At 60.0% G+C, this 10882-nt stretch carries 10 protein-coding genes and 1 pseudogene; 10 read left to right on the top strand and 1 reads right to left on the bottom strand.

What is annotated here, in order from left to right:
• Positions 1-137: 137 nt before the first annotated feature.
• The 9 genes and pseudogenes from ABG80_RS17415 to ABG80_RS17385 all read left to right on the top strand — a co-directional run.
• Positions 138-1214, top strand: a pseudogene (locus ABG80_RS17415) (type II restriction endonuclease); the annotation flags it as partial.
• Between the two features lie 353 nt (positions 1215-1567).
• Positions 1568-1819, top strand: a complete 252-nt coding sequence (locus ABG80_RS17410; protein WP_058088891.1) for a DUF2789 domain-containing protein — start codon at positions 1568-1570, stop codon at positions 1817-1819.
• A gap of 266 nt (positions 1820-2085) precedes the next feature.
• Entirely contained in the window at positions 2086-2319 is a 234-nt protein-coding gene (locus ABG80_RS22100; RefSeq protein ID WP_235513923.1) for a DUF4010 domain-containing protein, read from the top strand.
• 130 nt (positions 2320-2449) lie between these two features.
• Positions 2450-2695 (top strand): DUF2789 domain-containing protein, encoded by a 246-nt coding sequence (locus tag ABG80_RS17405; protein WP_058088889.1) that lies wholly within the window; start codon positions 2450-2452, stop codon positions 2693-2695.
• Entirely contained in the window at positions 2695-3969 is a 1275-nt protein-coding gene (locus ABG80_RS17400) for a TolC family protein (RefSeq protein ID WP_058088888.1), read from the top strand. The genes ABG80_RS17405 and ABG80_RS17400 overlap by 1 nt, the downstream gene beginning before the upstream one ends.
• Positions 3966-5570 (top strand): efflux RND transporter periplasmic adaptor subunit, encoded by a 1605-nt coding sequence (locus ABG80_RS17395; RefSeq protein ID WP_058088887.1) that lies wholly within the window; start codon positions 3966-3968, stop codon positions 5568-5570. The genes ABG80_RS17400 and ABG80_RS17395 overlap by 4 nt, the downstream gene beginning before the upstream one ends.
• 15 nt (positions 5571-5585) lie before the next feature.
• On the top strand, positions 5586-8717 hold the full coding sequence (locus ABG80_RS17390) for an efflux RND transporter permease subunit (protein WP_058088886.1): 3132 nt from the start codon (positions 5586-5588) through the stop codon (positions 8715-8717).
• Positions 8718-8741: 24 nt separating this feature from the next.
• The gene (locus ABG80_RS22095; RefSeq protein ID WP_152987712.1) at positions 8742-9008 is read left to right on the top strand and encodes a hypothetical protein; all 267 of its coding nucleotides are present in this window, start codon (positions 8742-8744) and stop codon (positions 9006-9008) included.
• Complete coding sequence (locus ABG80_RS17385; RefSeq protein ID WP_058088885.1) at positions 9001-9483, top strand: GreA/GreB family elongation factor; 483 nt, start codon at positions 9001-9003, stop codon at positions 9481-9483. The genes ABG80_RS22095 and ABG80_RS17385 overlap by 8 nt, the downstream gene beginning before the upstream one ends.
• Positions 9484-9652: 169 nt before the next feature.
• On the opposite strand, the gene ABG80_RS17380 is transcribed toward ABG80_RS17385, so the two are convergent.
• Positions 9653-10315: an SOS response-associated peptidase gene (locus ABG80_RS17380; RefSeq protein ID WP_058088890.1), complete on the bottom strand. Its 663-nt coding sequence runs from the start codon at positions 10313-10315 to the stop codon at positions 9653-9655.
• 77 nt (positions 10316-10392) lie between these two features.
• Between ABG80_RS17380 and ABG80_RS17375 the strand changes: the two genes are divergently transcribed.
• The coding region (locus ABG80_RS17375) for an IS1595 family transposase (protein ID WP_152987711.1) at positions 10393-10882 on the top strand (490 nt) is incomplete at its 3' end.

The following is a 10882-nucleotide window of genomic DNA, read 5'->3' as shown; positions in this document are numbered from 1 at the left end:
CAGCGCAGACTGGCTCCATTACGCCGATCCGCCGCTGGCTCCAATACGGCGATCACGCACTGGATCCATAACGCCGATCATCGGCTGGCTCCAATATGCCGATCACGAAGTGGCTCCATTACGCCGGTCGGTGACAGTCGGTGGCCGAACAGCGCCAGATTTTCAAGGGGGCTGACCACGCCTTCCTGTGGAAGCCCAAGCTGCGCATCCCCGACATCTACGAAAACGCGGCCAACCAAAAAGCCTTTGCCCGCTTGCTAGATGCCTGCGATTGCTGCGATACGATCGAATCGATCATCGAGGCGATTCAGCGCATCGATGCCTTACAGATCAAAGGGCTGGGCCCCGCCGTGGCTAACCTCTTGTACTTCATCCACCCGACGCTGGTCTCACCCTTCAACACAGCCATTGTCCGAGGCTACAACGCTGTGACGGGAGCGAATGTCAAATTAGGGCGGTGGGATCATTACCTGTCCATGCGAGAAGGTTTGGTTCGACTTAACCAGACACATCGGCAACAGCTGTCGAACGACCTGGGTGCGCTGGCTGGCCTGATGTTCGATGTGGGCAACGGCCGTTATGTTGCCCCGCCCAAGTTGGACGACCCAGATGCGATGGCGCAATCCAGGGCGCTTTGGGAAGCTGATCTCAACAAGGTACGCGAGGAGTCGTCTGCTGCGCAAATGCAGTGGCAGCGTGACGCAGAAAGCGATGCCACCCACACCGATATCCAGGGGCGATTGCGAGACCTGGGCCTAGCGTTGGGATTTGATGTCTGGATCGCGGCCAATGACCGTGGTCGTGCTCATGGCGACGGCCGGCTGGGCGATGGCTGCCTGGCCGATCTGCCTGCGAACGTGAGCGCGCGAGGCGATTCAGTTCGCCTCATCGACGTGATCTGGCTGGAAAACGGGGCTGCCAGCGTCGCGGCGGCCTTTGAGGTGGAACACTCCACGTCCATTTACTCAGGGATCGTGCGCATGCTAGATCTTGCCCTGGGCAGCGATGTGGGCGCCTCCAGCGTCCTGTTTCTCGTCGCGCCCGACACCCGACGGGACGAGGTCCGCCAGCAGTTGGCCCGTCCTGCCTTCAGCCGCGTTTCCGAGTTGGGGATCCGCTACCTGCCTTACGGTGAATTGCAGCAGCACCGTGATGCCATTGCCCGCTTTGGTTCGGGGATCAAGCCGATCCTCGAGATTTCGCAGCGGCTGTGAGCACAGACCTGGCGATCTTCTCTTGCAGGCGTTCAGCCTTGGTCTGAACCTTCTCGGGCTGGGTGCGTTTTCACACAGGCTCAGCCGAGAGCAGTCGTCATAATCAGTTTTTTGCTTGCCAATCGTAGATCTAGGCTGCTCATGCCAATCCTGGGCTCGCAGTCAGCGATGGTGCCCAAGGCCGGCATCGCGTGGTCGACCGGCGGGCGCAGGTCGGCAAGTTCCTGGTGATCGATTACCTGGTGGCGATTGCCTGCGGGGCGGCCTCGCTGGTGGTCAGCATAGGTCTGACGTGAGAGGTTCCCGGCGCTGTTGTCGGGACTTGTGTGTTTTACAGGAGTAGGATTTTCGGCATGGAAAAGTCATTTCATCGTTTCTCTGAACTGTTTGCCCAATTGGGCCTGCTCATGGATGAGGCCGGGATTCGTGCGTTCCTGGCGGCGAACTCTCCACTCGCGCCAGATGTCCTGTTGGCGGAAGCGCCTTTCTGGACGGCGTCGCAAGCCGCCTTACTGCGCGAAGAGATCCTAGAGGATGCCGACTGGGCCGAGGTCGTCGATCGGCTCAATGCCGCGCTGCGCTCACCTGACGCCGGCACGGTGTGACTGAACCTCCCCGACTTTCATCGAGCTCATCACGTCCGAGTTCGGACCTGAACGGCGGCTTCGAGGGAGGTCATCAAGCTGATCCACGACGTGCCGCTCTTGGCCGGGAGTGACAGGTCGTCATCGAGGCAATTCGACCCAAAGCTGCCAGAAAATTTGTGGCGGGGGTGTTTGGACTGATCCCGTACTTGGCCGCTTATCACCCAGTCGAAGCATGAGAGGCACGCAGAGTCGAACGATCGGAACGACTCAGGATCGGATCACCAGTGGATGCGATTCTGATTTCACTGTCTCGGTTGCACGGTGCCGGTGATATGGCAACGGGGACTGCCGCTGTTGCACTGGGTCTCGCCACGTTGGCCAATATGCTGACCAAGTCAGGTATAGCGTGGACAACAGGAGGAAGCCAGGTCGGCAAGACTGTGGTGGGCAGCTACCTGATCGCGCTCATTGGTGGCGGCATATCACTGTGGTTGACGCTGGCCTTGGGGCGAGCTTGAGCGCGATGGGGTGGGCAAGAAAGATGACGGAAACGTAATCTACGCCTCATCTTGCTATCAGGCTCGTGTGATGAGAATGGCTTTAGACGTAACGATTTTTCAGATGCATTGAACTGAAAGGACATGTGCAATGAACTCAACGTATCACCGCTTTGCGGAGCTTTTCCAACAGTTGGGACTGCCGTCTGACGTCGAGAGCATCAAAGGCTTTTTGTCGACTCACAGCCCACTTGACGCATCCATCAGACTGGAAGATGCGTCTTTTTGGACAGCGTCCCAGGCGACCTTGTTGCGCGATGAATTACTCAAAGACGCTGATTGGGCGGAAATCGTTGATCAGCTGAATGCCGCATTGCGTGGTGTGGGCGGCAGGTAATGGTCACCATGCGCCAGGCCCTGTCCCTTGGTGTGGCTTGCCTGTCCCTGGCTCTCGGCTCAGTCAGCTACGGACAAGAGGCTCCACTGGGGGCCAGTCTTGAGGGGCTGTTGAAGTCCGCCAAAGACAACAACCCGGAGTTCGCCAGCATGCGGTTTGATGCCGCTGCTGCGACAGAGCGGGTCGTGTCTGCCAGCGCACTGCCAGATCCGAAGTTCCGCACCGAATGGCGCGATATCACGCGCATGGGCGAGCAAAGTCCGACGCTCTTACCTGGACGTGTGGGCAGTACCCGTTATCTGCTGATGCAGGATTTGCCGTGGGCCGGCAAACGCGATCTCAAACGTGAAGTCGCCGAGTCGCAGGCGGATGCCGCAAGAGGGCGCGCTGCAGGGTCTTGGAGCGAGCTGGCCGCCAAGATCAAGACCACCTATGCGCAGCTCTATTACCTGGATCAGAGCGAACGCTTGGCCAGGGAGATCCTGGACCTGATGATTCGCCTCGAACAAGTGGCCCAGGTTCGCTACGCTGGCGGCCTCACGGCACAGCAGGATGTGATCCGGGCGCAGTTAGAGCAGACGGCGATGCGCAACGAATTGCTCACCATCGAGACTGAGCGCCGACAGCTCCGTGCAAGGTTGAATGCGCTGGTGGGTCGACCTTCGAACGAGCCTTTGGCAACGCCCGTTCAGCTTCGACCACTGCCCACGCCCGAAAGCGTCAGCTTTGCCGCATTGGAGCCGCGTGCACGGTCCAGCAGTCCCTTGCTCAAAACAGAGATATCGCAGATTCGCACTGCCGAAAAGAATCGGGAGCTGACCTACAAAAACCGCTATCCAGATTTCTCGGTGGGCGTCTCACCCATCCAGTATGGCAGCGCGGTCCGCGAGTGGGAGCTGATGGTCGAGATCAACATTCCTTTGCAGCAACACGCGCGACGAGCCCAGGAGCGTGAATCGGAAGCCATGCTCGCGTCCGCCCAGTCTCGCCAAGAGGGGGTCACCAATCAAGTCCTGGCCGACCTGTACGAAGGCGTCGCGGGGTTGGAGGCCGCCCGCAGCTCGTTGAAGTTGACCACCGAAAGCATGCTGCCCCAGGCCGAGCTGACGTATCGCTCGGCATTGGCGGGTTATGAGGCGGGCAAGGTTGACTTCGCCACTTTGCTGGATGCACAAAAACAAATCCGCCAAGCCAAACTCAACCAGGTCAAGGCGGGTGTGAGCGCGCAGATGCGCCTGGCTGACATTGAGCGCATCGTTGGAGACGATCTATGACGGGACGACTGAAGTCAGGTGCGATCATCATGGTGGTCGCAGGGCTCGCTGCAGGCGGGGGCTTTTGGTACGGCAAGCGGCAGTCCAGTGAACCTGGCTCACACGTTGCGTTAACTGCGGCGTCTTCAAAGGGCGGAGAGAAGGAGCGCAAGATCCTTTATTACCGCAATCCGATGGGGCTGCCGGATACGTCGCCCACGCCCAAGAAGGATCCGATGGGCATGGATTACATCCCCGTCTACGCCGGTGAGCAGGAACAGGACGCGGCCAATCCCACGCAAATCAGAATCAGCACGGACAAGGTGCAAAAGCTCGGCGTGCGCGTCGAAGCGGCCAGTCTGAGGGCCTTGGACAAAGTGGTGCGCGCCGCTGCACGCATTGAGCCCGACGAGCGGCAGACGTATACCGTCGCACCTAAGTTTGAGGGCTATGTCGAGCGTCTGCATGTCAATGTGACGGGACAGGCGGTCAGCAAAGGCCAGGCGCTGTTCGAGGTCTACAGCCCCGAACTGATCTCGGCGCAACGAGAGTACGCGATTGCCGCTCAGGGTGTTGACGCATTGAAAGGCGCCAGTGATGAGGCGCAGCGTGGCATGCGGCAATTGGCCGATGCCAGCCTGACGCGCATGCGCAACTGGGACATCTCTGACGAGCAAATCAGGGCGTTGACTCAATCTGGATCGGCTCGTCGCACGCTGACCTTCCGTTCCCCGGTTGCAGGCATCGTCACGGAAAAGAAGGCCGTGCAAGGCATGCGCGTCATGCCTGGTGAGATGCTCTATCAAGTCACCAATCTGGACTCAGTGTGGGTGATCGCCGATGTTTTCGAGCAGGACATTGGCCTGGTCCAGACGGGCATGCGGGCCACGGTACGTGTCAATGCCTACCCTGGCAAGGTGTTCGCGGGCGCCATCACTTATGTCTATCCGACGCTCAAGGCTGAAACACGTACCGTGCCGGTGCGCGTCGAGCTGGACAATCCGGGGGGCTTGCTCAAACCGGGTATGTTTGCCCAGGTTGAGCTACCCGCTGCCGCCAAAGGCGCCGTGCTCACGGTGCCGACGTCCGCGCTGATCGACAGTGGGACGCGTCAAATCGTCCTGGTGCAGCTAAAGGAGGGGCGTTTCGAGCCTCGTGAGGTCAAGGTCGGTGCACGCGGCGAGGATCACATCGAGATCCTGGACGGTGTGCGGGACGGTGAAATGGTGGTGGTCGCCGCCAACTTCCTGATTGATGCCGAGAGCAACCTCAAGGCTGCCATCGGGGGGTTTGGGCACGAGGGGCACGGCACGCAGCCAGCGCAAAGTGGGGCCGCCGCTGCCAAGCCTGCGGCGACTGTTGGCCATCAAGCTGAAGGCAAGGTCGAGGAAGTAGATGTTCAGGCCTCAACGTTGTCCATCGCCCATGGCCCAGTGCCCAGTCTCAAATGGCCGGCCATGTCCATGGAGTTCCAGGTCGCCAACAGCGCGCTGTTGACCGGCCTCAAGCCGGGAGTTGTCATTTCGTTTGAGTTTGTGGAGCGTGGGCAAGGTGAGTGGGTGATCACGGCGATCAAACCCATGAATCAAGCACCGGCCCGTGCGCACGCCGGCCACAACTGATTTTCGGGAGACACCATGCTTGCGAAGATCATTGACTGGTCGGGAAGAAACAGCTTCCTGGTGCTGTTGGCCACCCTGTTCGTCATCGTCGGTGGCGTCTTTGCTGTGCTCAGGACGCCTCTGGACGCCTTGCCCGACCTGTCAGACGTACAGGTCATTGTCTACACCGAATATCCAGGCCAGGCCCCACAGGTGGTCGAGGACCAGGTGACTTACCCCTTGACCACAGCCATGCTGTCAGTGCCCAAGTCGAAGGTGGTGCGGGGCTTCTCCTTCTTCGGTGCATCGTTCGTCTACGTCATCTTTGAAGATGGCACCGACATCTACTGGGCACGCTCACGCGTGCTGGAGTACCTTAACTTCGCTGCTGGGCGCATGCCCAAGGGTGTCACACCTCAGATCGGTCCGGATGCGACCGGCGTTGGCTGGGTTTACCAGTATGTGCTGCTTGCCAAAGACAAGACCTTGGCTGAACTGCGCACGCTGCAGGACTGGTACCTCCGCTACCAACTGACCAAGGCGCACGGTGTGGCCGAGGTGGCCTCCATTGGGGGCTTCGTTCAAACCTACCAGATCACCATTGATCCGGTGAAGCTGCGAGCCTATGACATTCCGCTGGCCAAGGTGTCGCAGGTGGTGCGCGAATCGAATCGCGACGTCGGGGGACGCGTCGTGGAGATGGCGGAAACCGAGTACATGGTGCGCGGCAAGGGCTACCTTCGCGGCGTGGCCGACATTGAAAATCTGGTCGTCAAGGCAGAGAGGGGTACACCGGTCCTGATCCGCGACATCGCCCGTGTCGAACTTGCTCCTGACGAGCGACGTGGCGTGACGGAGTTCAACGGCGAAGGGGAAGTGGTCTCGGGCATTGCCATGTCGCGCTATGGTCAGAACGCGCTGGAGGTGATTCACAACCTGAAAGAGAAGATCACCGAGGTGTCCGCTGGGCTTCCCGAGGGGGTCAGCATTGAGGCGGTGTACGACCGGTCAGACCTGATTCACCGCGCCATTGACAGCCTCAAAGTCACGCTGTTGGAAGAAAGCCTGATCGTCGCGGTGGTTTGCATCGTGTTTCTTATGCACGTTCGCTCGGCCCTGGTCGCGATTTTGATGCTCCCGGTCGGGGTGCTGATTGCTTTCATCGCCATGCGCCTGCTTGGCATGAACTCCAACCTGATGAGCCTGGGGGGTATCGCCATCGCCATCGGGGCCATGGTCGATGCCGCCATTGTCATGATCGAGAACGCTCACAAACACCTGGAGCGCTTACCTGCCGAGCATGACAATACACAGCGAGTGGACGCGATGATCGCTGCGTGCAAAGAGGTCGGTCCAGCCCTGTTTTTCTCCCTGCTGATCATCACCGTGTCCTTTCTGCCAGTGTTCACGCTGGAGTCCCAGGAGGGGCGGCTCTTCTCGCCTTTGGCTTACACAAAGACGTTCGCCATGGCGGGGGGCGCCCTGTTGTCGGTGACACTGGTGCCGGTGTTGATGATGCTCTTCATTCGGGGGCGGATCCTGCCGGAGGCGAGGAACCCGGTGAACCGTTTCCTCATCTGGGTGTATCGCCCCATCATTGCCGGTGTGATGCGCTGGAAGAAGCTGACCGTTGCAGCTGCGGCTCTGGTTCTGGGTATCTCGATCTACCCCGCCAGCCAACTGGGGTCGGAGTTCATGCCGACGCTTAATGAAGGCACGCTGCTTTACATGCCTGCATCGCTGCCGGGCATGTCGATCACCAAGGCGGCCGAGTTATTGCAGACACAGGACAAGATAATCAAGAGTTTCCCGGAGGTCGCGTCGGTCTATGGCAAGGCGGGACGAGCCAACACCGCCACCGATCCAGCGCCCACCGAGATGTTCGAGACGGTGATCAATCTCAAGCCAGAGGCCGAGTGGCGCTCAGGCATGACGATTGACAAATTGATTGCCGAGATGGACAAGGCGCTGCAGTTCCCTGGTGTGTCCAACGCATGGACCATGCCGATCAAGGCACGCATTGACATGCTTTCCACCGGCATCCGTACGCCCATTGGCATCAAAGTGTTTGGCAAAGACCTGAACGAGATGGAGCGCTTGGCACGCGAGATTGAGACGGTGGTCAAGCAGGTCCCCGGAACGACCTCCGCGTTTGCGGAGCGGATCACGGGTGGGTTCTACCTCAACATTGAACCTGATCGCGGCCAATTGGCGCGTTACGGACTGGCAGTGGGAGACTTGCAGGAGGTTATCGGCACAGCCTTGGGTGGCGACATGGTGACCACCACAGTGGAGGGGCGTGAACGCTTCGGCGTCACGGTGCGATACCCGCGCGAACTGCGCTCCGACCCGCAGCAAATCGCCCGAGAGGTATTGGTGCCAACCATGGATGGGGCGATGGTGCCGTTAGGACAGGTGGCCAGAGTGGAAGTCGCCAAGGGGGCGCCGGGCATCCGCACCGAAAACGCATTGCTGTCTGCCTACATCTTCGTGGACATCCGCGAACGTGACATCGGCAGCTATGTGGCCGATGCCCGCAAGGCCGTGAACGAACAGGTCAAATTTCCTCCCGGCTATTACGCGACCTGGAGCGGCCAGTTCGAGTCCATGGAGCGTGCGGTGGAGAAGATGAAGATCGTTGTCCCCGTAACGCTTCTGATCATCTTCCTGCTGCTTTACCTCAACTTCAAGCGTCTGACCGAGACGTTGATTGTCATGTTGTCGGTCCCATTTGCCTTGGTGGGGGGAGTGTGGCTCATGTGGTTGCTGGGCTATCACCTGTCCGTGGCCGTCGCGGTGGGCTTCATCGCGCTGGCTGGCGTGGCTGCGGAGACCGGTGTCGTGATGCTGATCTACCTAGATCATGCGTGGGAGCAGCTCAAGACCAAACGTCGCGCCGAAGGCGTGGAGCCTGGGGCGGCTGATCTATACAACGCCATCATGGAGGGCGCTGTGGAGCGGGTGCGGCCCAAGATGATGACGGTGGTTGCCATCATGGCCGGCTTGTTGCCGATCTTGTGGGGGACGGGCACGGGCTCTGAGGTCATGAGTCGCATTGCGGCTCCGATGGTGGGCGGGATGATCTCCTCGACCGTGCTGACTCTGGCTGTGATTCCAGCACTCTATGGCATGGTCAAGCAGTGGCGACTCAATCGCTCGCTGGAATAGTGCGGTCCGCTCGGAGGCAGATGCATGCAGATCCTGCGTCTCTTGCAATTCAAACTGGAGGCCGGCAAAGGGGAGGCTGCTGCCTATGTTGACTCCTCCGTCGATTTGCGTCAAAGAAGGTCGTCTCGTTCCGGCCAGTTCCTGCCGTTCGATGCACCGAAATGGGCGACAGGACAGTGCCCATGGCTGAAGTTAACCTGCCGCCAACAGAAGCGTCGAAGGCTGGTGGAGCCCTTCATAATCAAGACCTGCCCCCGCTTGTTCGAGATGCCGACCTTTCATCATGGATAAATTCTTCCTGCAGCAGCAGGTGCTGGAGAGGCTCGCCGAAGACCTGCTGCAAGCCGAACAGGCAGTGCGGGCGGCCCATGAAACGGCGACTCACGAAGAAAACATCGCCGAAAACAAATACGACACATTGGGACTCGAAGCCGCCTACCTGGCCACCGGCCAAGCTCGGTGCGCCGAAGCCATCCGCCAGGCGATGGCCCATTGGCGCCAATTCCGCCCGCGTCCCTACGACGCCAGCAAAGGTATACAGCTCGGCGCGCTGGTCTGCCTGGTCGATTCCGACGACAAGCAGCAACAGCTCTTTCTCGGCCCGGGTGGGGGCAGCATGAAGTTGGTCAGCGGCGCTCAACTCGTTCAGGTCATCAGCAGCGAAGCCCCTTTGGGCAGGGCCTTGCTGGGTAAATGCGAGGGTGATGAGGTGACGATACAGGTCGCTTCAATCCGACAGCAGTTTGAGGTGCTGCGGGTTCATTAATCCGCAAGCAAGTTCACGCCGAATTGGCCGAGGTCAGCAGTACTTTGAAACCGGCCACTGGGTCCGAGATGTCACTAGCGCATGAATGACCGCTGTGTAGCCCAGACCGTGAACTGAGGGGGGCCGACATCACCGGCAGCAACCGCTGCAGAGCGGCCTACCGCGTTAGCTAGCTTGCAGGGCACAGCGCTTCGCTTGATGCCGAAAGAGCTGCAGCCTCTAGGCACCTGAGCATTGATTCAGGTTCTCGCAGCCCGGGACTCAACCAAGCATCAAAGTCCCTGTCAGCCAGGATCACGACCATCCGCTTCTCATCCTCAGGCCGGTGGAAGTTCTTCATCAGCGGGTGCTGATCCGCGTTCACCGTGAGCATGCTCATGCTGCGCACGATGGTGCCGTCCGGTGCTCTCCATCCCGTCCAGATACCGGCAATCCCCATGGGCCTGCCATCTGCCCGCGCAATGCGAGTGGGCAAGGCCCGGCCAGTCCGCCAATCCGGCTCGTAAATCGCCTCCGCAGGGATGATGCAGCGTCGCCCAAGGCGCCAGGCATCCCGGTAGCTGGGCTTGGTTGCCACGGTTTCGCTGCGAGCGTTGTAGGTCTTCTTCGCCAGGCTGGGGTCTTTGGCCCAGTGCGGAATCAACCCGAACGACCCAGCCATGGCTTCCCGCCACGGGGCCTGCCCGTCGCCTTCCTGCTGTTCCCTCGGGTGACGGATGAAGACGCCCGCATAGCCCGGCCAGACGTCCGCCAAAGCCCCGGTCGGCATGGCGACCTTGAACGTGTCGTGCAAACGTTCTGGCTTTGAGACGGATTCGAAGTGCGCGCACATGCGCAGCATCCTACACATCGGTATACTGTATGCATGTAAGGGGTATCCTTTTAGCTCCAGCAACGCCGGAGAACTGGATGGATATCCAGCATATCGCAAGCCCAGAGGCAGGTAAAGACCACCCGTCCAACTGGAACGATTTCCTCGACTGGTTCAGCTCTGAAGAGGCCTGTTTGGCTTACTTGGAGCGGCTGCGTTGGCCGACCGGGTTCGTGTGCCCGGCTTGCGGCGTCGCCGATGAACCTTACCGATCCAGCCGCTCGCGGCTGATGTGCCGAAGCTGCTCCCACCAGAGCACGGTGACAGCAGGCACGATCTTCGAGAAGACACGCACGCCGCTGCGTGTGTGGCTGGCCGGGGCGTGGTACGTGACGAACCAGAAGCAAGGCGTCAACGCGCTGGGTTTGCAAAGGGTTCTGGGGCTGGGCAGCTACCAGACGGCCTGGGCCATGCTGCATCGTTTTCGCCAGGCGATGGTCAGGCCCGGACGTGAGCGGCTCAAGGGCTTGGTGGAGGTCGACGAGACCTATCTGGCCATCACGGATCGCCAGGTGCCGATTTCCCCGA

This window comes from Aquabacterium parvum (assembly GCF_001447195.1).
In the GTDB taxonomy this organism is placed as follows: Bacteria; Pseudomonadota; Gammaproteobacteria; order Burkholderiales; family Burkholderiaceae_C; genus Aquabacterium; species Aquabacterium parvum.
The sequence above is the reverse complement of the archived record's forward strand: the minus strand, read 5'-3'. Positions and strand labels throughout refer to the sequence as shown.

Bases quoted from the DNA above. Each gene is read 5' to 3' on its own strand.
- ABG80_RS17410 (WP_058088891.1), top strand. From the start codon at position 1,568: ATGGAAAAGTCATTTCATCGTTTCTCTGAACTGTTTGCCCAATTGGGC.
- ABG80_RS17405 (WP_058088889.1), top strand. From the start codon at position 2,450: ATGAACTCAACGTATCACCGCTTTGCGGAGCTTTTCCAACAGTTGGGA.
- ABG80_RS17400 (WP_058088888.1), top strand. From the start codon at position 2,695: ATGGTCACCATGCGCCAGGCCCTGTCCCTTGGTGTGGCTTGCCTGTCC.
- ABG80_RS17395 (WP_058088887.1), top strand. From the start codon at position 3,966: ATGACGGGACGACTGAAGTCAGGTGCGATCATCATGGTGGTCGCAGGG.
- ABG80_RS17390 (WP_058088886.1), top strand. From the start codon at position 5,586: ATGCTTGCGAAGATCATTGACTGGTCGGGAAGAAACAGCTTCCTGGTG.
- ABG80_RS22095 (WP_152987712.1), top strand. From the start codon at position 8,742: ATGCAGATCCTGCGTCTCTTGCAATTCAAACTGGAGGCCGGCAAAGGG.
- ABG80_RS17385 (WP_058088885.1), top strand. From the start codon at position 9,001: ATGGATAAATTCTTCCTGCAGCAGCAGGTGCTGGAGAGGCTCGCCGAA.
- ABG80_RS17380 (WP_058088890.1), bottom strand. From the start codon at position 10,315: ATGTGCGCGCACTTCGAATCCGTCTCAAAGCCAGAACGTTTGCACGAC.